This is a genomic window from Pseudomonas sp. OG7 (genome assembly GCF_014192825.1).
Lineage (GTDB): Bacteria > Pseudomonadota > Gammaproteobacteria > Pseudomonadales > Pseudomonadaceae > Aquipseudomonas > Aquipseudomonas monteilii.
Map to the genome: position 1 here is coordinate 137379 of NZ_JACHYK010000012.1, position 23065 is coordinate 160443.

24 protein-coding genes are annotated in these 23065 nt (G+C 56.2%); 15 read left to right on the forward strand and 9 right to left on the reverse strand.

From position 1 onward, the window contains the following. Positions 1–16: 16 nt before the first annotated feature. The 4 genes from FHW75_RS25450 to FHW75_RS25465 all read right to left on the reverse strand — a co-directional run bounded on the left by FHW75_RS25450 (position 17) and on the right by FHW75_RS25465 (position 3517). A complete protein-coding gene (locus FHW75_RS25450; protein WP_183675076.1) occupies positions 17–1555 on the reverse strand; it encodes a ParB family protein in 1539 nt (512 codons plus the stop codon). A gap of 14 nt (positions 1556–1569) precedes the next feature. Beyond that, positions 1570–2448: a ParA family protein gene (locus FHW75_RS25455; protein ID WP_183675078.1), complete on the reverse strand. Its 879-nt coding sequence runs from the start codon at positions 2446–2448 to the stop codon at positions 1570–1572. Between the two features lie 2 nt (positions 2449–2450). After that, a complete protein-coding gene (locus FHW75_RS25460) occupies positions 2451–2666 on the reverse strand; it encodes an AlpA family transcriptional regulator (RefSeq protein ID WP_183675080.1) in 216 nt (71 codons plus the stop codon). Between the two features lie 113 nt (positions 2667–2779). Then, on the reverse strand, positions 2780–3517 hold the full coding sequence (locus FHW75_RS25465; protein WP_183675082.1) for a hypothetical protein: 738 nt from the start codon (positions 3515–3517) through the stop codon (positions 2780–2782). 295 nt (positions 3518–3812) lie between these two features. Between FHW75_RS25465 and FHW75_RS25470 the strand changes: the two genes are divergently transcribed. Then, positions 3813–4208 (forward strand): helix-turn-helix transcriptional regulator, encoded by a 396-nt coding sequence (locus FHW75_RS25470; RefSeq protein ID WP_183675084.1) that lies wholly within the window; start codon positions 3813–3815, stop codon positions 4206–4208. A gap of 178 nt (positions 4209–4386) precedes the next feature. Here FHW75_RS25470 and FHW75_RS25475 read toward each other — a convergent pair whose 3' ends face one another. The 3 genes from FHW75_RS25475 to FHW75_RS25485 are packed head-to-tail and all read right to left on the reverse strand — an operon-like array spanning position 4387 to position 7290. Beyond that, positions 4387–5259 carry an alpha/beta hydrolase fold domain-containing protein gene (locus tag FHW75_RS25475; protein WP_183675086.1) on the reverse strand — a complete coding sequence of 291 codons (873 nt, stop codon included), beginning with the start codon at positions 5257–5259 and terminating at the stop codon, positions 4387–4389. A gap of 20 nt (positions 5260–5279) precedes the next feature. After that, entirely contained in the window at positions 5280–6236 is a 957-nt protein-coding gene (locus tag FHW75_RS25480; RefSeq protein WP_183675088.1) for a PDR/VanB family oxidoreductase, read from the reverse strand. Between the two features lies 1 nt (position 6237). Beyond that, positions 6238–7290: an aromatic ring-hydroxylating dioxygenase subunit alpha gene (locus FHW75_RS25485; protein WP_156310186.1), complete on the reverse strand. Its 1053-nt coding sequence runs from the start codon at positions 7288–7290 to the stop codon at positions 6238–6240. 124 nt (positions 7291–7414) lie between these two features. Here FHW75_RS25485 and FHW75_RS25490 point away from each other — a divergent pair, with 124 nt between their 5' ends. Beyond that, a complete protein-coding gene (locus FHW75_RS25490) occupies positions 7415–8299 on the forward strand; it encodes a LysR family transcriptional regulator (protein WP_183675090.1) in 885 nt (294 codons plus the stop codon). Between the two features lie 46 nt (positions 8300–8345). Here FHW75_RS25490 and FHW75_RS25495 read toward each other — a convergent pair whose 3' ends face one another. Beyond that, positions 8346–8921 carry a MarR family winged helix-turn-helix transcriptional regulator gene (locus FHW75_RS25495; protein ID WP_156310184.1) on the reverse strand — a complete coding sequence of 192 codons (576 nt, stop codon included), beginning with the start codon at positions 8919–8921 and terminating at the stop codon, positions 8346–8348. A gap of 229 nt (positions 8922–9150) precedes the next feature. On the opposite strand from FHW75_RS25495, the gene FHW75_RS25500 reads away from it, so the two are divergent. The 9 genes from FHW75_RS25500 to FHW75_RS25540 all read left to right on the forward strand — a co-directional run bounded on the left by FHW75_RS25500 (position 9151) and on the right by FHW75_RS25540 (position 17932). Further along, on the forward strand, positions 9151–10398 hold the full coding sequence (locus FHW75_RS25500; protein WP_156310183.1) for a Rieske 2Fe-2S domain-containing protein: 1248 nt from the start codon (positions 9151–9153) through the stop codon (positions 10396–10398). A 69-nt stretch (positions 10399–10467) separates the two neighbouring features. Next, complete coding sequence (locus FHW75_RS25505) at positions 10468–11433, forward strand: PDR/VanB family oxidoreductase (protein WP_183675092.1); 966 nt, start codon at positions 10468–10470, stop codon at positions 11431–11433. 253 nt (positions 11434–11686) lie between these two features. Next, entirely contained in the window at positions 11687–11950 is a 264-nt protein-coding gene (locus FHW75_RS25510) for a hypothetical protein (protein WP_183675095.1), read from the forward strand. Between the two features lie 486 nt (positions 11951–12436). Beyond that, entirely contained in the window at positions 12437–13858 is a 1422-nt protein-coding gene (ltrA, locus tag FHW75_RS25515) for a group II intron reverse transcriptase/maturase (RefSeq protein ID WP_183675097.1), read from the forward strand. Positions 13859–14102: 244 nt separating this feature from the next. Then, the gene (locus FHW75_RS25520) at positions 14103–14939 is read left to right on the forward strand and encodes an ABC transporter substrate-binding protein (protein WP_183675099.1); all 837 of its coding nucleotides are present in this window, start codon (positions 14103–14105) and stop codon (positions 14937–14939) included. Between the two features lie 21 nt (positions 14940–14960). Continuing rightward, positions 14961–15950 carry a fumarylacetoacetate hydrolase family protein gene (locus FHW75_RS25525; protein WP_183675101.1) on the forward strand — a complete coding sequence of 330 codons (990 nt, stop codon included), beginning with the start codon at positions 14961–14963 and terminating at the stop codon, positions 15948–15950. 8 nt (positions 15951–15958) lie between these two features. Then, positions 15959–16429 carry a PaaI family thioesterase gene (locus FHW75_RS25530; RefSeq protein ID WP_183675103.1) on the forward strand — a complete coding sequence of 157 codons (471 nt, stop codon included), beginning with the start codon at positions 15959–15961 and terminating at the stop codon, positions 16427–16429. Positions 16430–16469: 40 nt separating this feature from the next. Then, a complete protein-coding gene (locus tag FHW75_RS25535) occupies positions 16470–17009 on the forward strand; it encodes a cupin domain-containing protein (RefSeq protein ID WP_095064653.1) in 540 nt (179 codons plus the stop codon). After that, positions 17006–17932 (forward strand): 3-keto-5-aminohexanoate cleavage protein, encoded by a 927-nt coding sequence (locus FHW75_RS25540; RefSeq protein ID WP_183675105.1) that lies wholly within the window; start codon positions 17006–17008, stop codon positions 17930–17932. Before FHW75_RS25535 ends, FHW75_RS25540 begins: the two co-directional genes overlap by 4 nt. Positions 17933–17984: 52 nt before the next feature. Here FHW75_RS25540 and FHW75_RS25545 read toward each other — a convergent pair whose 3' ends face one another. Beyond that, positions 17985–18590 (reverse strand): TetR/AcrR family transcriptional regulator, encoded by a 606-nt coding sequence (locus FHW75_RS25545; RefSeq protein ID WP_183675108.1) that lies wholly within the window; start codon positions 18588–18590, stop codon positions 17985–17987. A gap of 423 nt (positions 18591–19013) precedes the next feature. Between FHW75_RS25545 and FHW75_RS25550 the strand changes: the two genes are divergently transcribed. The 4 genes from FHW75_RS25550 (at position 19014) to FHW75_RS25565 (ending at position 22497) form a co-directional block, all read left to right on the forward strand. Next, a complete protein-coding gene (locus FHW75_RS25550) occupies positions 19014–19946 on the forward strand; it encodes a VOC family protein (RefSeq protein ID WP_183675111.1) in 933 nt (310 codons plus the stop codon). 25 nt (positions 19947–19971) lie between these two features. Continuing rightward, a complete protein-coding gene (locus FHW75_RS27315) occupies positions 19972–20307 on the forward strand; it encodes a Rieske (2Fe-2S) protein (RefSeq protein ID WP_183675113.1) in 336 nt (111 codons plus the stop codon). A gap of 104 nt (positions 20308–20411) precedes the next feature. After that, the gene (locus tag FHW75_RS25560; protein WP_183675117.1) at positions 20412–21314 is read left to right on the forward strand and encodes a transporter; all 903 of its coding nucleotides are present in this window, start codon (positions 20412–20414) and stop codon (positions 21312–21314) included. 442 nt (positions 21315–21756) lie between these two features. Beyond that, positions 21757–22497, forward strand: a complete 741-nt coding sequence (locus tag FHW75_RS25565; protein ID WP_183675120.1) for a FadR/GntR family transcriptional regulator — start codon at positions 21757–21759, stop codon at positions 22495–22497. Positions 22498–23065: the final 568 nt, after the last annotated feature.

Genomic DNA, 23065 nt, shown 5'->3' on the forward strand with positions numbered 1-23065 from the left:
GAGGTGGCTCCTCACGTTATCGAGTGGACGACAGCGTCAGTTCGATCAACTGGCGGGCGTGGCGGATCAGCGAGAACAGCTGCTCCAGCTGGGCATCAGGAAGTCGTTCAAGGCCCACCGTCAGGGCTGGACGGTCGGTGAAGGGCAGGTCGTAGACGCCGATCATCAGCTGACCAAACAGTGCAGCCGGCAACTGCTGACGTTCCTTCCAGGTCACGTCGTCCTGCAGGCGCAGCAGGGCCGAGAGCAGCAGCTGGATACCGGTGTGCCGCGAGCTGAGTCGCTCGCCATGCCCCGGTGAAAGCGTGAAGCCCAGGCCGTCCACGAGGGGGCTGACCATGTCGCTGGCGTCTGCGTAAGCGGCAAGGTCGGCGGCCAGGGCGGCGCAGCTCGCGCGCAAGGCGCTGATCTTTTCCAGTGACGCTGCGCCTGATGGCGCCGTGACGATCGACGTCGGAACCTCCTCGACCTCTTCCAGTAGCTTCTCCGGTAATGGCTCGTCCCCCAACGCCTGGCGTATATCGGGCAGGCGTGGTGCTTGCTGCGCCGAGAGGCCTGCATCAGCTTTCGTCGGCTCGGGATTGGGCACCGCAGTCGGCGCTTTTGGCGGATGCACAGATGCAGACGAGGGCTTTGCAAGCTCTCCCGCTGAAGGGGCCGGGGGGGGATGAGTGCTGTCGGCTAGGGGCAGCGAAGGGCGTTGTTCCTGGTGCAGCTCCAGAGCCAACAGACGAGGTGTCTGCTCCAAGGACACGGACATCCTGGCAATCAATTCATCCTGCAGCTCACTCGAATCCAGCCCCGGTTTTTCGCCGTCGAACGCTGACAGAACCTCGAACCACAACAGCGGGAACTGCTCGGGAGCACCGAAGTACCGATTCCAAATCGACTCCGCTCGCCGTCGCAAACTGATGAGGCGCACGATGGCAGATTTGCCCAGGCCCGCGTACAGCATCTGCGGGATGGCAGGGAGCAAGTGCTCGAGCGCGTCGAACATACGGCTGATGTGTGACTGCGAGATGGGATAGCCACCCTCACTCAAGCGCGCGGCGAGCTCGCGCTGGGTGAGGCAGGTATCGCCGGGCTCAAACATGTCCTGAAGCTTCGCCACGGCCAGAGCCCGTTCGATAAACGTCAACTGGCCGTGCAAGTCGCTCTCGGCCAGGTGCCCGAGCAAGGCATGTGACTCCGATTGCCAAGGGCGGAACAGGCAATGGATACGGAAGAACCGTTCGTCGCGCGTTTCCTGCCACAGTTCACCGAGGATGCTAAGACGCGTGTTACCGCCGTTGCGGATGATGAAGTACGGCTCATCGGGACGGCGGGTGATCGTAGGTGGCTGATCCAGGCCACGCTCGCGGATTGAGGCCTTGATGTCGTCATACAGCGGGTTGCGCACAACACGCGGGTTGAGCTCGTAGGGGCGCAGTTGCTCGAGAGATACCACAATCGGAGTATCGCCAACGGGGGCCACGGCGAGGTCGCGGTCGTGTTTCTGCGGAAAGTGCGCCTGTTGCAACTGACGCGTGATGTCTTCGGAGGTTGGTGGCTTCATCACTCATCCTCCGATCAGACGCGACGGAGCAGTTGCTGCCCAGCGTCAGTCACAATGGCGGGCGCACGGGCGGCGAGCGCATCGACCTGCTGGGCCCATTGGGGGAATAGCTCGATGGCCAGGCCGCACATGACCTCTGCTGCGCAAGGGCTGCGGCTCCCGGACGGTGGAGTCATTTCCACTCGGTGCACGGGGAGGCCGAGCGAGGCGGCATTGGGATAGGCCACACGGTCGGGGATCACCGTGCTGCAGACGCTGACATGCGGATCGGCCTGAAAAGAGGCGTGTAGGCTCTGCATGATCAAGCGCGTATCGCGGCGGTTGGCATTGACCTGGTTGAGCAGCAGCTTTACCGATGGCAAGTCAACGCCCAGGTAGCGGTAGGGTTCCAATTCTTCGAACAGACCCAGCGTACCCCGGCGCAGCTCTCGTGCGGCGAGCATTTCCGGCGGGACCGGACACAGCGCGCAAGAGGAGGCAAGGATGACCATCTCCACGACGACGCTGCGTGCACCTTGGGTGTCGATGATCAGTACATCGTAATGCTCCTCGAAGGCAGGCAGCAGGTTGCGCAGGCGCAGACGGCCATCGGCCGCGTGCAGCAGCAGGGTGCTGATGTGCCCGGCGCGGTCGTTGGAGACGATCAAATCCAGGTGCTGGATGACAGTGGCGGAGATCACCTGATTAGGCGCCGTGAGCCGCTGCGCGATCAGTTCGTAGCTACCGGCCTCACGTGCCTCGCTCATGGTGTAGTAGCTGGACAGCGTCGGTTGGCTGTCCAGGTCCAGCAGCAGCACGCGAAGGCCGGCATCGGCGAGCACGCCGCCCAGGTTGGCGGCGACGGTAGTCTTGCCCGCGCCGCCCTTGGTCGATATCAGCGAGAGGACGTCCATGATCAGTCCCCCGTAGACAGTCGGTCCTGAACCCACTGTTCGATTTCCAGAGAATCCCAACCAACCGCACGGGTGCCGATGCGCCGGCATTGCGGGAACTCGCCAGCCTTCATCAGGTTGTAGATGTGCGAGCGTTTGAAGCCGGTTTTCTGCTCCACTTCATCGCGGCGCATGATGTGGCGGTCGGTTGCAAGAGGGGTAGGGCTGGTCGGTTGCATGATGTCACTCCTTAGCGCCGGGTGGCGCGTGGTGGGAAGTGACAGTCAGTGAAGGTCGGAAGAAAGTAAAAAACATTGTCAGGCGATGCCGGGCATTGCCTGACAATGCGGCGTCAGCCCCGTTTTAACTGGGCCATAATACGGCGCGCGTCGGCAAATCGCCGATCAATGGTACTTTTACTCAGACCATCCACACCGGGAAAGCGCAGCAGAATAGCTTGAACCAACGCTGCCTGGCTGGAATAGATCGACTGCTGCTTGCCGTTTTGGTTTTTCCCGAGCGTGGTCTCGAGCATCGCGCCGATCAGCCTGTTGTGCACGGCTTCAGAGGTCACTGAGGGCATACCAAGCGACTCCAGTCGCGCTTTCAGCTTGTCGTTGAGCGTTGAGAGCACTGTCATTTCTTCAGCGGCGGCAGCATAGGTTTGTTGCAATTGCTCAAGCGTACTCAGGGCAAAGTCTAGCTTGGCTTGTTTCGCCAAATGCGCATCCAGGCTGACGCATTCTGAGTGATCAACGTTCTGGGAAAACAGAAAGCCAGGTTTCTGATCGGGGAGGCTGCGCACGAACCAGACCAGGAGGTCGGCGCGTCGAACGGAGTAGTATACCCGGTGGATATGGCTATCCGACGTGATCGGCTTTCCAAGGTAGGTGGCGGGAAGTTCACCGCTGAGAATGGCGTCGTAGATGCATTCGACGTGGTCGTGTAGACGGGGCCACTGCGGAAAGTGCTTTCGCAGGCTGCCGGGATGGGAGATATCTATCTGAAGAATTTCGTCTGCGTGGTCGGAGAGATCACACCACAGAATCGCGGCGTCAATGGGATGGTAAGAGCTTCTGATTGAGATCATGGCACACAGCCTCCAGCTGCGTTCATCCAAGAATCGCTGGCGGGGGCTGCTATTTAGCCCCAGTCGAGCGAGCCGGGCTCCGAAAGACCTTTTTCGGGTCCAAAGTTGAAGACCGCCATTTGTTGTGTTTGTTCGGGAAACGAGGCGGAAGCGCGACAGGTTTTGACGCCGAAAAATATGGGTTAGTGGCGCCTGCAATAACCGTTATTAAGAACTATCCGGGGCGAGGAATTCTCAGAGAAAATGATAGTTTGTAGCTCTGCCCTACCGAGAGGCGATCTATCAGCGCCATAACATGATCGAGCGTGTGTCGACCCTGTACCTCGACGAGCAGCAGCGTCCGGTGCTGTTCAACCTTTACCGGCATCGTGACCAAGGGCTTTTCAACGACCATGAATTGCAGATGTGCGAGGCGCTGACCCCTGGATTGCTGAAACTTCTACGCGGGCACCTGGCGCTGAGCACCTTGAACCGTGGTGATGCTCACGAGCAGCAGCTGTTGCAGCGCTGTCCGGACCTCACCATCCAAGAGGTGAATATCTGCAGTCGGTTGCTGAGAGGGATGACCCATGCCGGGATTGCCGCCGACCTGAACATCAAGGAAAGCACAGTGAAGACTTACCGTAACCGGGCATTCGAGCGGCTCGGGATCAATTTCCGCAGCCAGTTGTTTGCCTTGTTCTCAGCGTAGGGCAGAGTGACTCAGGCCCTGAGTTGGGTGAGCACACCATCATCGTTGGTGTGCCCACTGGCCGTCCTTGCAGTTTAAGCTTCGGGCGCTCGGCCGACTTCAAACGCACGGTTCTCGGAAGGCATTCGCTATCCCGCCCTGAATAAATTTACGGCTCCCACCGCAACTGATCGCAGCGTCACATACTCTTGGCGATGAAGTCCGCAGCGTCGGTGAGTGCCTTACGTGCAGCAGAGAGCTGCGGAGCAAACAGATGCCAGACATGGAACATCTGTGGCCATATTTCCAGCCTGACATGCACTCCCGCAGCCCCGGCAATTCTGGCCAGCGTGCATGCGTCGTCCAGGAGAATTTCATTCTCCCCAACTTGAATCAGCAGGGCAGGGAAGCCCCTCAGGTCGCTCTCACAAATTGTGTATGGTTCTTGGTGCGTAGCTGCCAGATAGGCAGAGGCACTGGCTTTGAGCTTGTCGGCAGAGAGAAACGGATCAACACAAGCCTTGGCCTGAACGCTTGTTCCTGTAAGTTCGAGATCAATCCAGGGGGAAAACAGAACAACGCACCCAGGAAGCGGGATGCCTTTCGCTTTGACCTTGATCAGACTTCTGACAAGGAGATATGCGCCGGCCGAGTCGCCAACCAGAACAACCTCGGCTGCATTATGGTTATCGAGCAAGGCTTCATACGCTGTGAGTACATCATCCTCTGCCGCTGGTGAAGGATGTTCAGGCGCACGTCGATAATCGACGACGTAAGCCGTTGCTGATGCTGCTGCCGCAAGTGTGCCGGCCACCCCTGCGAAGCCTTCGGCACTGCCGACCATGAAGCCGCCACCGTGCGCATAGAGCAAAGCGCGAGTTGCACTGGGCGGCCCAACCACCCGCACTGGAACACCCCCCAGCGCGGAAGGTGTCGAGGTGCAGCCGGCAGGCGGTGGGAACCGTTTGCAGAGTTGATCGTACCCGTCCCTTGCCTCCGCCAATGAAGCAGGCGGTGTAGCTCTTCGAGCAAGCAGCTGCGCATGTACGTTATCTAATTCGTGTTGGCTCATCGTAGTCTCTTGGCAGATAGTCAGATATCGAGCACAAGCTTTGCCGATCTGGCGCGCGAGACGCACTGGAGGATGACTTTGTTCGAGGCGCGTTCCTCGTCGCTGAGTACGTAATCGCGATGCTCGATTTCGCCTTCAAGAACGCTGCACTCGCAGGTACGGCAGAGGCCCTCACGGCAGGAAAAAGGCGCCAGGACCCCCGCAGCCTCCAGCACCTCGAGAATGCTCTTGTGGGCGGGCACGGTCAGCTCCATCTGACTCTGGGCCAGTTCGACCACGAAGCTTCGGTCGGTCCCCCTGTCTGTGTCGGCACAGGTGGGCACGCTGAATAGTTCGAAGTGCACCTGGCTGCCTGGCAAATGGCGCAGGCTCACGCTGCGCACAGCATCCATCAGAGGGGATGGGCCGCAGCAGTACACGTGGTCGGACTGGTCGGCCCGGCTGATGAACGACTCCAGGTCGGGGTAGCCCAGCATCTCGTCGTCGGCGTGGAAAACCAGCTCGCCGCCTCGGGGCAAATGCTCGAGGTAGGCTGCCCGAGCACGAGAGCGAACACAGTATTGAAGCTTCCAAGGCTTGCCGACCGAGTCGCACCAGCGAATCATGCTGAGGATCGGCGTGATGCCGATTCCCCCCGCGATAAAAAGATACGCCCTGGCATTCGGGTCCAAGGAAAAGTTGTTACGTGGGGCGCTGATCTCCAGAGAATCATCCTTGCGAAGCTGGAGGTGCACAAATGCAGACCCCCCGCGTGACTCTTCGGCAAGCCCGACGCCCAATGAATAAATCCCGCTTGCAGCGTCGTACTGGTGAACGGAGTACTGCCTGATCAGCCCGTTCGGCAAACGAAGATCGATGTGAGCACCAGGCTCGGTAGCTGGGAGTCTTTGTCCGGCCTCCGCCTGCAGGCGGATGTCGAGAATCGACTCAGCCGCCTTCGAAATTGACACCACGCGAACACGCGTCCAGTCGTTCATCTCAGACCTCCTGAACCTTGACAGGCACTTTTGATTCCTGCTCTGCCTTGTACGTCTTCGCTACCAGCCACCGGAAGTAAGACAACGCGGCGTCAGCGCCGATCGGGATCATTTTGAAGTCCGACGTCAGCTTTAGCATTTTGTCTTGTGCATGAATCATGTCGCTGTCTTCTTCAAACGCTTTGATAACCTGGTCGTGAATCGCCTTCGTCACGTTCGGATCGTCGATGGCGAAGTTGTGGGGCTGCGAGAAGAAGTAATGAGTCGACTCATCAGTCTCGGGGGTGAGTGCCTGCGTGCTGCGGAACTCAGCTGCATCGAAGCGATTACCCAGCTTGGCGTCATGGCCGGTAGGCTGCATGCCAGAGTCCATAAGGAAGATACTGGGTAGCAGAAAATCATAAATATTCCAGCGATCGACCAGGCCTGAGTAGTTCTTGACTTTCTGCACGAAGGGCGCCGGGTTGATCCCTTCACCCCAGCGGGTAACTCGGACTCCGTTGGCCAGCTTCTCTACCTGAGGAATGCATGCGGCATAAGCTTCGTCGCCACCCAGGGTAGTCGGGTGGATATATGGCAGGTGTGCAAGATCGAGGAGGTTGTCGGCGATGAGCAGATAGTTCGTCGTGTAGTAGGTGTAGCCCTCGAGGCTGCGCCACTGAGGGTCATCCTGCCAGTGAGTGTCAGGAATCAGTGCTGGATCTGCCAAGTGCGCCTCACCCATCCAAATCCAAATCCACTTGTGCTTCTCGACAATCGGGAAGTTGCGGACTTGTGCTTGGGGAGGAATGCGATCCTGGCCAGGAATCTCGACACAACGCCCAGCGGTATCGAACAGGAGGCCGTGGTACATACAACGAAGTCGATCGCCTTCAAGCCGGCCCTTCGACAACGGTGCACCACGGTGGCAGCAACGATCCTCGAATGCAGTGATCGAGCCGTTGGTGTCGCGCCAGAGCACCACCGGGACATTAAGGAGTGTCCGTGCAAAAAGCTCGTCCTGAGCTACTTCACTGGACCAGGCAGCGACATACCACGTGTTTCGAATCAGCATCGGGTTTTCCTCAGTTTTTTGTTATAGGTACTTGCACCTTTTCAGCCTAAAGCGTGATGATTTATGTGCATAGATCATGAGGTTAATTCAGACCATGCATACCATTCATGGTAAGAAATTCGACATGAACCTGCTGGTTGCTTTCGACGCATTGCTGCGGGAGAGAAATGTATCCAGGGCGGCTGAGCATTTGGGGCTGACCCAAAGCGCTATGAGCCACGCCCTGCGAAGGCTGCGAGAGTTCTATGAAGATCCGCTGTTCGTGCGCATTGGGGATTCTATGAAGCCCACGCCCTTTGCTGAGGAAATGGCGTCCTCAGTGCTGGAAATCATGTCGGCTGTACAGCGCAATCTGATGGCGCAATCGAACTTCAACCCACTGACTTCGACGCGTGTCTTCAGCCTGTGCATGACGGATATGGGCGAGTTGGTATTCCTGCCGCGGCTGATAGAGGAACTGCAGCAAGTTGCCCCCAACTGTCGGCTCCGAACCTCCCAGTTGCCGGCTGAAAACATCCTCAACGCCTTGGAGAGAGGGGAGATCGATCTTGCTATCGGCTCTCATTACATTCAGGAGTCCAGTCTCTTCCAGCAAGAGCTGTTCAGGCACTCGTTTTCCAGCATCGTCAGTCGGTGCTTCGAGCAGGACCAGATGGATGTTGAGACCTTCCTCTCGATGAAACACATATCGGTGGTCCTGTCGGACAAGAGCACTCGTTACGACCAATTCATTGAAGATCTTGGTCTACGTAGGGACATATACCTGACGACGCCACACTTCATCACCATCCCGATGATTCTGGAGAAAAATCCCGGGTTGATTGCCACAGTTCCAACAGAGCTTGGCAAAACCTTCGAGCGATATAGTGCAGTGAAGGTGATCAACACCCCTGTGCCGTCGCCGGCTCTCCATCTCAGACAGTATTGGCACCCGAGGTACCATCATGAGTCAGGGAACATCTGGCTGCGTCAATTGATGAAGCAGGTGTTTGATCGGTTCATGAGCTAGCCAAGCGGATGGCTCATGAATTCGGGCGTGCCTCTGACGCGAACCTTCAGTCTGCTGCGTCGTCCGCCGAGATCTTCTGATGCACCAAGGGGTTCTGTCCCGGTGGCGTTAGCTTAAGCCAACCGTCTTCCAAAGATCGTAGCAACTCGTGCAGTTGCTCAAGCCGCGCGGTATCGCCCAGCAACTCCCCGAGGCCTGCAGTACTGGTTGCTGCCAGCTGAGTTGCTGCGGAGTCGATGGCTGTTTTCCCCTTCTTCGTGAGCCGGATCAACTGGCTCCGACGATCGAGATGGTCGGCCACTCGATCAACAACACCTTTCTCAACCATCTTGTCGACGCGATAGGTTGCGGCGCCAGAGGTCACCTTCAGCAGCCGGAACACGTCAGTAGGCCTCATGCAGTAAGGCTTGCCGCTACGTCTAAGAGCGAAGAGCAGGATCAGTTCCTTGTGATCTAGCCCAAGGCTCGCTGCAATTTCGGACAGACTCTGATCGATGAGCATGGCCAGACTCCTGACGCGCAGCGCGACGGAGAGGCCGGTGTGGTCCAGGTCCGGCCTTTCCCTCATCCATGCTTGAGCGATAGCTTCGGGGCTTGCGGTTGGTGAGAACAGCTCGTTCATGGTCGATTCCAGGACTATGGATCAGCCGATCATACCTCACGGCTGGCAGATACAAGCACTGCTAAGGCATTGCAGAACTGCCTTTGTGGTTAACATGCTAACAAAAAAACTTGACGGCAGGATTAACGATGAATAGCTTTATATTGTCTTAATCGCTAAGAAAACTAATCGTTAAGATTAACTGAGCCTGATCGAGCCGTGCCCCGCCATAAAAACAAGGAAAATTCCTATGCTTACTGCAGAACAGAACCGCCTTCTGACCGACGTGACCCCGGGGACGTCGCTAAACCGGTACTGGAAACGACACTGGATTCCAGCCCTGCGCAGCGAAGCACTGGCTGCGGGCGGCGATCCGCAGCGCGTAGAGTTGTTGTGCGAAAAGTATGTCGCCTTTCGTGGGCACGATGGAAAAGTGGGCTTTCTCTATGAAGCTTGCCCGCACCGTGGCGTGTCCCTCGCGCTTGGTCGAAACGAGAACAATCGGCTCACCTGCATCTTCCATGGCTGGAGTTTCGACGCGGACGGTAACTGCACCCGCATGCCAACCGAGAAGGATCAGAGCTTCTGCCAGAAGGTGAAGGGGCAGGGGTTCGCGGTACGCGAAGGCGGCGGGATCGTTTGGGTATACCTGGGGGACGATGAACCGCCGAAATTCTCTGACTTCGCGTTCACCCACTTGACTCGCCAGAATGCCCGTCCGCGAGCCTCCTATAACGAGGCCAATTGGCTGCAGAACCTGGAAACGCTGATGGATTCCGCACACATCGGGCTTCTGCACCACGATACGACCGCCGATGCGAACGTGCCGCAGGCCGGCCTGCAGCTTGTCACCGGAAACGACACTCCCAAGTACACGCTCGAACAGCGTCCCTACGGACTTCGCTCGTATTCGCTGCGGACCACTGGTGGTGAGGAAGACTACCTGCGCGTCACCGAATACGTAGCACCTGCCTCGGCGTTCATTGGCACGACCGATGCCGAAGCTGGGTTCCTCATCATTGTGGTCCCGGTCAACAACACTCGCAGTCTCCAGTGGTACGTCTACTGGGATGCACGCCAGGACATCGACAGCAACCTGCCCGACTTCGCTTTGCTCGGCACTGATGAGTCGGACGACAACTTCGCTGGTTCGCGTCAGGGGCTGCCGAACTACGGCCAAGACCGCGAAGCCATGCGTGCAGGGAAAACCTGGAGCGGTGTGCCCGGCGTGATATTTGAAGACTATGCGGTGGCAGAGAGCATTCCGATTGTTGACCGCACGCGTGAGTTCCTGGGTAGCGGCGACCTTGCGATCGTTCGGTTGCGCCGCGAGCTGATGGAACGAATCCGCCAGTCTGATGCTGGTGAGGATTGTGTACAGGCAGATGCTAGTGACTACCGCGCTCTGCGTGCTTTAGCTGAGATGATCCCGGTCGGTACGAACATCCAGAACTTCACTAATCAGAAGCAGCAGGAGCGCTGCGAGCGCTTTGAATAACGCTTGCCCACATAAGCGCCAGAGATTGCTGGCGCTCGGTTTTGCTCCAGAAGCGTGGTGATTGCTGTCATGAGTTCCCAGAATTCCTTCTCTGTTTACGTTAAATCTGTCGTCCATGAAGCTCACGATATTCTGTCCTATGAGTTTTTGCCTTTACCCGAGGCAGGCGCCGAACTACCGCCGTTTTCAGCAGGGGCGCACATCGACCTGATCATTGAAGGTGCGCCACTCAGAAGCTATTCGCTTCTGAACTCCCAAGGCGACAACAATCGCTACGTGATCGCCGTTGCCAAGGATCCGAAGAGTCGAGGTGGTTCCAGGCTGATTCACGAGAAGCTGCACTGCGGTGATCAGATCAAAGTCAGTGCGCCCAAAAATTGCTTTGAGCTCTACGAAGGGGGTGGCAAGGCGATTCTATTGGCTGGCGGCATCGGTATTACACCGATCTGGTCGATGGCTCAGCGCCTGGAAAACTTAGCCATCAATTGGGAGCTGCACTACTTTGCGCGGGGGCGTAAAAACGCAGCGCTGTTGGATCGGCTCGAGAGCTCTTTCAAGTACGGTGAGGTGCACCTGCATTTCGCTCAGTCCGTGGACGAGACTGTCAGCACGATCAGCTCGCTCTTGAGCGCTGGTGACGACGATACTCACTTCTACTGTTGCGGTCCTTCCGGGATGCTGAACTCGTATCTAGAGGCATCGAAGGCAGTTCCTTCCGAGCGGGTCCATTACGAGAGTTTTGTGCCGCTGCAGGAAGCCAGCACTGGAGGCGGCTTCGAGGTTCATCTTGCTCGCTCCGGCAAGACTGTCAGTGTTGTCGAGGGGCAGAGCGTCCTGGATGCTCTGGGTCAGGCTGGGGTGGAGGTGATGAACTCGTGCCGCGAAGGGATCTGCGGCGCGTGTGAGGTCCAAGTGCTTGAGGGGCAGCCAGACCATCGTGACTCGATCCTTAGTGAGTCTGAGCGCTCGAGCAACAAGACAATGTTCGTCTGCTGCTCCGGGAGCAAGTCGCCCCGGCTTGTGCTGGACCTTTAGTTCCGTGTTTGAGCAGATTGATGCGTAAGCGTCCGATCTAGTCACCTTCCAAATCCGGCTGTAAGGGTGGTGGTGTCCGCGTAATTTTGACGCAGACGCGATCACCCTTAGCCCAACTCGTTCGATAATGCCTGCAACCTGGCGCAACCGTCTCCCAGCGTTGCCATCAGTCACGGCATTTATGCCAATATAATCCGTACATGTATGCTGCTCTACTGAAACCAACCCGCAGCAACCTCCGGGCCGTCGCGCATTGCGCATTGATCTGCCGCTATTTGCGCAGCGCATGGTGGCGATGCCTTTGCGGGAGATTGAGGAGGCTCGAGCTATTCTGGAGCGCAAGGGGTTGGTACGTAGGAATGAAGACGACTGCTCTTTGACCGCCGCAGGTCACGACCAGGCAGAAACACTGTGGAGTATTGCCGAAGCGCAGCAAGAGCAGATATTCGCCCGATTTGCCCCTGAGCAGATTGAAGGCTTTAAATCCGTGCTGTGCAGCCTGATCGCCAGCGGCTAATCCGGGTACTGGTAAAAGTGCCAGAAGGGAGGGGCCAGCGGCCGCCTCCCTTTTTTCGTTGTGCGCCAGGCATGGCGCGTTGCGCGTTAGCGCAACCCGTTTGGTTGTGGTGGCCGAGCGGGTGACTTGGAGGTGAAAGTCCTCTACACACCCGGCAAGGGGAAGTGTTAGCCAGAGGCAAGGGTGTCGCGGGCGACTGCGAATCTGAAGGAAGCCCGAGGCAAAATGCTGGCCTGACGAACAGGAAGCGGATGAGGCGGCGCAGCGGGGTTAGGCGGCAACAATCGCCAAAGCCCAATACTTGCACGGAACGCTGTGACGTAGATCCGACAGGCATAAGCAGGAAGGTCACGCGAATTACCCTGGGAGATCTGCACATTTGCCACTGTGCTACCGAGCGTCGAGAGGCGACGGGATGAGCGTGCAGAAGTCAGCCGAGGTCGTAGTAAGTGGCGGTTAACCGCGTCACCAAGGGCCGAACAGGTTATGCCGCCAGTAGGCGTCACTGTCTCGTTGGTAGCCGTAATGCAGAAATTTCCCACAGCGGAAACTGTCATCCCGAGTCCCGGCCAGAAGCCGAGGGTGATGCCTGGCAGTGCAAAGGTATCGACGGCGTCAGTGGCGTGGACGAACGCGGAGCCGGACACGCTGATGGAGCGGGTGCTTGCACCGGCCAACCTCAGGCGTGCGTATAAGCGCGTAGTCAGCAACAAGGGGGCGCCGGGTGCCGATGGCATGACGGTCGCTGACTTGGCTGGCTATGTGAAACAGTATTGGCCAACGCTCAACGCCAGGTTGCTGGCCGGTGAATACCATCCCCAAACAGTGCGGGCGGTTGAAATCCCCAAGCCGCAGGGCGGCACACGGCAACTGGGAATCCCCAGCGTCGTGGATCGTCTGATCCAGCAAGCTTTGCAGCAACAGCTCACGCCACTCTTCGATCCGCTGTTTTCGGACTACAGCTACGGCTTTCGTCCGGGCAAAAGCGCTCACCAAGCTGTTGAAATGGCCCGCTCCCATGTGGCGGCGGGGCATCGCTGGTGCGTGGAGCTTGATCTTGAGAAGTTCTTTGATCGGGTCAGCCACGACATCTTGATGGCCTGCTTGCAGCGCCGGGTCGAAGACAAGAGAGTGCTCAGGCTAGTCCGCCGCTACCTTGAGGCTGGGATCATGTCGGGCGGAGTCGTCAGCCAGCGGCAGGAGGGGACGCCGCAAGGCGGCCCACTTTCGCCGCTGCTGTCGAATGTTCTGCTCGACGAACTGGACCGCGAGTTGGAGCGACGGGGCCATCGCTTCGTACGTTATGCCGATGATGCGAACATCTATGTGCGCAGTCCTCGTGCTGGCGAACGAGTGATGGACAGTGTGGAGCGCTTCTTGACCCTGCGCTTGAGATTGACGGTGAATCGAAAGAAGAGCCGCGTCGCAAGGGCTTGGAAGTGTGACTACTTGGGCTATGGCATGAGCCGTCACCTGCAGCCGAGGCTGCGTGTGGCGACGACGAGTTTAGGTCGCATACGTGACCGGCTGAGAGAATTGCTGCGCGGTGCGCGGGGTCGCAAGATGGCCAACGTCATCGAGTGGATAAACCCTGTGCTGCGAGGTTGGGCAGGCTACTTTCAACTCAGCCAAAGCAAGCGGCCGCTCGAAGAGCTGGATAGCTGGCTCAGGCATAAACTTCGCTGTGCCATCTGGCGCCAATGGAAGCAGCCCTCCACGAGGGCTCACAACCTGATGCGTTTGGGTCTTAGCGAGGAGCGAGCCTGCAAATCAGCCTCCAACGGCCGGGGGCCATGGTGGAACTCCGGAGCGTCACATATGAATCAGGCGCTGCCGAAGAAAATATGGGATCGACTCGGGCTCGTCTCGATACTGGATACGATCAACCGGCTTAGCCGCATAGCTTGAACCGCCGTGTACGGAACCGTACGCACGGTGGTGTGAGAGGACGGCGGGTGTGAACCCGCCTCCTACTCGATCCGACGAAAGTCCGCCAGGAATGCCAAATCTGCGGCTTCAGGCAGTGAGCAGTTTCAGTAATTACCCCTTGAATTTTATAGCCTTTCCGATGCTGGAAGGTCATATTTGACTCGTTTGACAATACGATACGTACAGTATTATATTTAGCCAAGGCCAAAAACGAGAAGAAAAAATGACCAATAGCAGGCTCAGTGTGATGTGGTTCGTGCCCCCCGCGATCGCAGTTGCCGCCTCTTGGAAAGAGTGCGCGGGACTGTCAGTTGAGACAAGCCGTACCCAGTCTTCCGATGAGCAGTTTGACGCGCTCTCGGACGGCAGCGTAGATGCCGTTGTGACTTCAATGGACAACGTCTTCCACTGGAATCATCGGCCTGGCCCAAAAGACTTTGTCATAGTTGCTCAGCTCGAGACCACAACGCCACTGTCCATCGTTGCCTCCCCTCGCATCAAAAGCGTCAACGATCTCGGTGGCGCAAAAATTCTGGTTGATGCTCCTGAAAATGGGTTCGTCATTGCCCTCAGAGCCATGCTGAATCAAGCAGGCCTGGATCTACGTGATTACACGCTTGCTCCGGTGGGGGGTGTGAAAGAACGCTATGTGTCATTGGTGAATGGGGAGGGTGATGCCACTCTCCTTGGTCCGCCGTTTGACACACTCGCAATCAAGGAAGGAATGCATAAAATTGCTGAGGTGCAGGGGTATTACCCTGAGTTCCCTGGTCAGGGGCTGGTCGTCAGAAAGTCATCGCTGTCCTTGAATCCAGGCATACGGCTTTGGTTGAACAACCTTTCCGAGACCCTCGCTCAGCTTCCCGAGAATCTGGAAAGGCTCCAGGAAAGTCTTTCGGGCCAAGGGCTCCCTGATGAAGCTGTTAATGCAATGATACTCGCGATCCCGGTATCGCTTACACCCGACGAGCGTGGTGTAAATCTGCTGATTGAACATCGGCGGCTGCTTGGATTGATCGGCTCGGATGCTAGCTACGATCAAGTTGTATCCCTAGGCTGATAAATTAAGTTTGGAGTGGGCATGAAAAAGTTCGCACTAGGTACGTTCTCCATTCGAGGTGCAGGTGCTGAGAAGTTTGCTGGCCTCGTAGTGGATGGTAAGATTGCTCCGATTTCAAAGTTGGCTGAAGTGTACGGTAAGCCTGAGCTTGCCGGTAAAAGTGTACTCGCTCTTCTAGACTCGTGGCCCACTGCTTTCCTGGCACTTAACGTACTGGTAGAAAAAATTGATATTACCGAGTGGTACGATGAGAGCGATCTTGCATTTCACCCGGCTGTAGACCTCCCCAGGCAAATATTCTGCACGGGCGCAAACTACCGAAAGCACGTGGTCGATATGACCGTAGATGCCAATGTCGGACCAGAAGGGCTCAGCAAAAAAGAGCTGAAGCAGTGGGCTGAGGAGATGATGGACAATCGGGTCGCGAACGGCGAGCCGTATGTATTCACCAAACCGGTGTCCGCAATTTCTGGTCCCTATGACGATCTGGTTTTGCCGCCAACTACTGAAAAACCGGACTGGGAGTTGGAATTGGCGGTCGTAATCGGCAAAGAGGGATACAACATCCGCGAGGCAGATGCAATGGATTACGTGGCTGGGTATACCATCGTAAACGATATCTCTGCCCGCGACCTGATCCCGCGAACCGATTATAAAATGCTTGGCACCGATTGGTTCCGCTCGAAAGGGCAGCCTGGTTTCCTGCCCCTGGGACCCTACGTTGTGCCTAAGTGTTTCATCGACAATCCGTATGATCTGCTTATGAAGCTCACGGTTTCCGGTGCGGTTATGCAGGACGAGACGAGCGCAGATATGCTTTTTAATATTGAAAAGCAAATTGCATACATCTCCAAGTATGCAAAACTCTTACCCGGCGACATCATCTGTACGGGTTCTCCTGCCGGTAATGGCACCCATTACAATCGTTATCTCACTGAAGGTGACGTTATGGTGGGTGAAATTTCGGGTCTGGGGCATCAACGCCAGAAGTGTGTGGCGGGGGCGAACTGAGGCAGACCATGCAAACGCTAAATGATAATCCCGATCGTGCACTACTTGAAGAAATTATCGCTGAGCAAACGTTTGATTTTGCTATCGAAACAACGGAAGGACTGAAGGAGCTCGGTGCTCGGCTGGTAAGCGGATCGCCAGGTGAACTGGAATTCAGTTTTATGGTATCGCCTAAAACAATTCAGGGTAATGGTGTTGTTTCCGGTGGGACTTTGATGACCATGCTGGATTATGCAATGGCCTATGCAGTCCTCAGTAAGCTGCCTTTCGGAAAGACCTGCGCGACCACTAGCATCGCTGTGAACATGCAGTCTGCGGCAACACCTAAGCGGCTGAAGGTTACCGGTAATGTCGACCGTGTCGGTCGACAGGTGGCATTCGCCAGAAGCGAGGTGCATGACGTTGAGAGAAACAAATTAATAGCAAATGCCTCGGCAACGTTCTTGGTCATGGATGTAAATCCAGGCGGAAAAATTTAACTAATAATTATACGAAACGTACCGTTTCTGTGGAGGGAACATGACTAAGCCGGCAAACCTGGGTTACGCAGCAGTTCGACGAATTGTCACTGGTCACAACGAAAAAGGTGAGTCGATCATCGTCAGCGATGGCCATTCGCTAAATGTTGTTGCCGAGCACGGAAAACCTGTCGCTCAGGTGCTCTGGGCTACCGGAGAAGGCCGTGCGGTCGGCGCAGAGCCGGCGCCGGCGGGACACAAATTCGGCTTCCATTCTGAAGGCGGTTCGCTTTTGCGGATCGTGGACTTCCCGCCAGACGAGTCGTACGACAAAGAGAAGCTTCTCGAGTTTCTCGACAAGGAAGGCGTGCGTGATAACGCGCAGCCGCGGCACTTCTGGTTCCACAAAACCGAATCGTTGGATTACGCCGTAGTGCTTGAGGGCGAGATCTACGCAATGCTCGATCAAGGTGAGTCATTGATGAAGGCTGGCGACGTTCTAATCCAGCGCGCCACCAATCATAGCTGGTCGAACAGGTCGGGAAAAAACTGCCGAATGCTATTTGTGCTTTTGGCTCTCAACGAAGGAGAGGAACTGTGAAAAAGGCGATCATTACCGCTGCTATCACCGGTGGTGCACATACCCCCTCGATGTCACCTTACCTGCCTGTAACTCCTGATGAGATTGCCGAGCAGGCGATTGAAGCGGTTAAGGCCGGTGCTGCCATTGTCCATCTTCATGCGCGTAACCCTGAGGATGGTCGTCCTACTGGCAGTCCGCAGGTGTTTCGTGAGTTTGTCGGCCGCATCAAGCGTGAAACCGATGCGATCGTGAATATCTCCACCGGAGGTGGTGGTCCGGGCATGCCGATCAATGAGCGCGCCGCCGCCGGTATCGACCTGCAGCCCGAGATGTGCTCGCTGAACATGGGGTCTATCAACCTCAATCTTTCCGAAATGGCCAAGAAAGATAGGGAGTGGAAGTACGATTGGGAGGTTCAGCATCTCGAGGCGACCAAGGACCTGGTGTTCAAGAACACCTATGCCGATATCGAGTGGATCCTGAAGACGATCGGTGGTGCAGGCACCCGTTTCGAGTTCGAATGCTATGACGTCAGCCATCTCTACACCCTGAAGTACTTCCTTGATCAAGGCTTGGTGAAGCCGCCGCTGTTTATTCAAACCATCTTTGGTTTGCGTGGGGCCATTGGCTCCCACATCGAGGATGTCCTGCACCAGAAGCGCACCGCTGATCGCCTGTTTGGCGATCAGTATCACTGGTCTGTGCTGGGGGCGGGGAAGGATCAGATTCCGTTGTCGACCATCAGCGCTATTCTGGGTGGCAACGTGCGCGTAGGTCTGGAGGACAGCCTGTACATCGGCCGTGGAGAGCTCGCAGTATCGAATGCAGCGCAGGTGAGAAAAATCCGCGAGATCCTCGAGGGTCTTGGGATTGAAATCGCGACCCCAGCGGAGGCGCGTGAAATCCTGGCACTCAAAGGTAAAGACAACACTGCGTTCTAAGCCCGATAGTTATCTGCTTCCTAACCGGCCCTATGGCCGGTTTTTTGGAGGTTCAGTCGATGCCGAGTAGGTGGTACACGTAAGCGATGTGAGATTCGGCAAAAGCCTCATCAAGCGGTGCGTGGCCGAGCATAAGGCGCATGTAGACTGCACCATAGATCACATCCATGAGGATCTCGATGTTGGTATCTGCGGGTATCTCCTCACTTACCTTCCACTCTTCGAGTACTTCACGCACAACAGCTCGACGGCCGTAGTGGAAGCGTTCGCGGAATGCCCGCAAGATCGATGGGTCTGATTGACCTTCGGCAATAATCTGAGCGACCAGGCGGCCGGGCCAACCCGAATATTGCTCGACCAGCGATTTGAAGTGATAGGCCAGCGCATCGCGCGGTTTAAGATCACGTGGAATCGTTGTCTTAATCAGGTGGTTTTCCATAAAGGCGTCGATAACTACAAGCGCCTTGGAGTCCCACCAGCGGTAGATCGTCGCCTTGCTTACTCCAGCTTCGCGGGCAATCGCCTCGATGGAGATGCCCTGAATGGATTTGTCTTGGAGAAGGCCGATGGTCGCGCTAAGAATTTGACGTCGAGTTGCCTCGCTGCGGGGGCGGCCGACCGATGTTTTTTCGTTCGATGCGGTCTTGTTAACCTGCATGCATGCATCCTGTTAATTAGCTAAAACGCTCGTGCAATCCGCTTTGGAGATGCTTACGATACGATTCGGACAGTATATTGTCTGCGCTTTGGTATTGCTACCGCGGTGCCGTGAATCTGCTGGACGAAAGCGAAGGCCTGGGTGGAGACCCTCTCTTGATGTGCAGTCTAGCAAATGGCTTTACAAAACGATACGTGCCGTATAGATTGGTTTTCGAGCCCGAGAATCAAATCAGGTTTACTCAGCTTGATTCACCGGTCGGTCTAGTGATCTGGCCAGGGGCGCCCGGCGGCGATAAGCGCTGGCAGAATAGGATGGCAGGTGGTCGCAAGAGCGCATGCCTGTCATGTATCAAGAGCTGGCTGGCTTTGTCAGGCCTGCTGGTCAAACCGACAGCACGATGAATAATAAGAAGGTAAACGAATGAACATTATTGGCCCGGATACGCTCGTCTTTGGTGTGGATGATGTTGCTCTCTGTGAGCAGTTTCTGACTGACTACGGCCTGACGCCTGTGGGCAACGGCCGTTTCGAGGCCCTTGATGGCACTGGCGTTGAGCTAAAGCAGCGTAACGATCCTTCTTTGCCGGCCTGGGACCTCCCGACTGCCAACATGCTGCGCAAGACCGTCTATGGCGTTAAAGACGCCTCGGTGCTGCAGCAAATCAAGCAAGAATTCGAAGGTGAGCGCGAGGTTAAAATCTTGGGTGATGGCTCGCTTGAGCTCGTCGACGATCTTGGCTTCGCGCTTGGCTTCCAGGTCACTGTGCGTAAACCTCTCGATCTACCCGCAGAAGTTGTCAACGCCCCTGGCGATGTCCGCCGCCCCGCAAACGTCACCGGCGTTCCGTCCGATGTTGCCACCCCCATCGGCGCACGCCCGCGTTCGCTCTCTCACGTTGTGTTCTTCGTGCCCGATATCGACAAGGCTGAGGCGTTCTATACCAATCGTCTCGGCTTCAAGCTGACTGACAAGTTTGTCGGTATGGGCCCATTCCTGCGTCCTGCAGGCACCTTCGAACACCACACCCTGTTCTTCATCCAGACCCCGCCGCATCTGCAAGGATGTGAACATTTCACCTTCCACCTGGGTGGCCCGACTGAGGTTCTCAGTGCTGGTACTGCGCTGGTCAACAAGGGGTACGAAACCTTCTGGGGTCCTGGCCGCCACCGTTTCGGCTCTAACTGGTTCTGGTACTTCAATACCCCGATGGGCTGCCATATCGAATACGACGCGGATATGGATCAGCATGATGACAACTGGGAGCCTCGCATAGCTCCAGGGATCATGGATAACTCCCAGGTCTTCCTGTTCCATTGGCGCGAGCAGTGGGCCCCGGGCGGCGCACCCCATTAACTGGCGTTGATTGGGAAAAGTCGCTATGGAAAGGATCTGCCATATCGATGATGTTTTGCCTGGAGCTTCTGTAGGGTTCCGATATTCGCCGTTTGGCAATGACGATATTTTCCTGGTTAACAAGTCCGGGAAGATATATGGATATCGGAACTCTTGCCCGCACTGGCCGGGGGCAACGCTGCCCTTAAGGAAGGACCAATACCTGGATGGAGCGTCGAAGTATATCGTCTGTCACGGCCACGGTGCGTTGTTCGAGATTGATACCGGTGTTTGTATTCACGGCCCCTGCCTGGGAAGCAAACTCACCGCCCTGTCAGTGGCCGTAGATAAGGATGGTAATATTTTTATAGTAAACGCCTAGAGTAGTTTCCGTCCCTGCTGCCCTATTCAAATAAATGGCGGGGTGGGGCTCTATTTTCCGGGTGACTCATTTCTAATTAAAACAAAAAAAGACGGAGTCTCGCCATGAATAATACCTGTGCTTTGCGAGCGGCCACCTGCTGCTTCGGTTTTTTGTTGTCTTCGCATGGTTATGCGCTGGAGGGGGGCACTTCTAGCTACCCAGCAGGTACGGTAACTGTAATGAGTGGTGCAGTGGGAGCGCCCGGTGAAACACACTTCTACACCTATAACAAGCTGATCGATATTAATTCGATTCGAAATAATGAAGGTGATAAGGTCTTTCCGAAGGCTAAGGGTCGTATTCACGCCCACGCCATTCGTGTTATTCACACACTGGACGGCCCAAAGTTTCTGGGTGGTGATGTCTCTGTACAGGCCGCACTGCCTTACGTAAAAGGCCATATCAATATCCCGGCGCTGGGGCCATTTGAGCGAGACTCTGTCAGCGGTATGGGCGATCCGATGTTTGGATTCTTGGTCAGCTGGATGTCTGCAACTTACCTGCATAACATTGATATTGAGCTGATTGAGCCGTGGGGTAAGTACGACGAGCACGCCCTCATCAATGCAGGTAACAATACCCGCGCCTTGTACATGGGTTATGCTTTTACTTGGTTGCCAGTGGATCGCGTCGAGCTGAGCTCGAAGATCAGCCTGAACTACAGCTGGGAGAATAATGATACAAACTACCAGTCGGGTGTTCAGTTGGTGGCAGACTATGGCCTAAACTATCGAGTGTCCCAAAACTGGTTAGCAGGTGTCGGTGGATACATTTCTACTCAGCTGACCGACGACCAGTCTAACGGCCATGATATTGGTAACCGTAGCCGCAGCACCAAGATCGGACCGCAGATTGGCTATGGCACTCGTGAGTGGGGTTTAGTCGCCGCGTACCAGAACGACGTCTATGCCCGCAATACTTCGGGAGGTGACACTATCATGCTTAATGCGTTTCTGAAGTACTGATGCTCTCATACGCCCAGCCCGGATGGCTGGGCGTTTGAACGGGAGGGAGCCAGGCTTACTCCTGGCCTAGCGGATTCTGGAACGAGCCTTCGTTTCTCCGATGCAACATTGCTCGATGTTGCAGGTTTCCAACCTTTGCACTAGACTTGCGAGCCGGTCGCTCATAGTCTCTGCAAAGCCTGATCCAGCTGAAACATTACCCAAGATCATAAGATTACTAACCTTATGCGGGTAGTCGTAACCCCGCCGTAGAGCCGCTCCGCAGTGAGCTGATCCAAATAATCGGAACCTTCGGCTTTCTCGCTCGCTTCTTCAAGTTTTTGCTTGATCCTCGTGCTGCCCAGTGTATATGTGGTGGCGCGCTCTTGGCAATTCTCTAAGCTATGAGTCGCCGCCGATCTTCTCCACACTCAGTGTCCATTTCTGGCCGGTAGGAATCACAATGACGCAGCATCAAGTGCCGGGAGATTTAAAGATCAGATTGCGCAGTTTGGCGCAGCAACTGATGAATGTGCTGAGTGAGCGGATACGTACCGGGCAACTCAGTCATGGGGACAAACTCCCGACGGAGTCCCAGCTTATGGCCGAGCAAGGCCTTAGCCGCACCGTTGTTCGTGAGGCAATATCTCGGCTGAATGCGGCGGGACTTGTGGAGACACGGCACGGGATCGGCACCTTTGTACTGGGGCCGTCGACGGACGCCTTTCAGATCGACGTCTTTGCCATTAAAACCATTCGGGAAGTGCTGGATGTGCTGGAGTTGCGTATAGCCCTTGAAGTTGAATCGGCCGGTTTGGCTGCGCATCGGCGCAGCGATGCGCAGCTCGCGGACATGCGCAGCGCACTGGATGAGCTTAACGATAAATCTACCCATGCCGTCGGCGCGGCGTCGGCGGACTTTCGATTTCATTTGTGCATTGCCCAGGCCAGCGGTAATCGCTATTTCGCCGATCTTGTCCACCATCTGGGAGCTGGCATTATCCCGCGCTCACGGATAGATTCCGCACGTATAGCTCGTCAAGATCAAGCAAGTTATACGTTGCGTTTGCAGTATGAGCATGAAGCAATTTACGCTGCTATCGTGCGTCGTGACCTTGAGGGAGCAAGGATGGCGATGTATTTGCATTTGATTCGCAGCAAGGCTGCTTTTTGGTCAGGCGTGCGAGAATGTCCAGCCACATAGCCAGTTGGCTAAGTGAGGTGGATTCAGTACTTCCACGAACGAAAAGCCATAGTCGTATTGGAATATTTCTGGGCCGTAGCTCAGCGGAAGTATACTGATTTCTGACCGTGTTGTGCCATTTTTAATTGTGCTATCGCGCAGGATCTGACTCCTAAAATCCCGAGCTTTATAGCAAGTTTCCGGTTGGAGAGTTAGTCTGGTGTGTGAACTTATACTTGCAAAAGCATCTGGGTTGTGGTGTTTACGGGGGGCAGAGTCGCGGTATGGTTGTCGGTTAGTTACGTTTCAACGCTGGGTCAGGGAAAACGGTTTCCATCCACTGCCCACCTGGAGTAGGTCAATATACACTGCTCGTTAAGGCTTGGGATCTCAGTAGTATTGTAGGCAATACCAAGGTGCTCAAGTTTTGCTTTGAGCATGTCGTAATGGGGGGGGGGGGGGGGGGGGGGGGGGGGGGGGGGGGGGGGGGGGGGGGGGGGGCGGGGGGGGGGGGGGGGGGGGGGGGGGGGGGGGGGGGGGGGGGGCGGGGGGGGGGGGGGGGGGGGGGGGGGGGGGGGGGGGGGGGGGC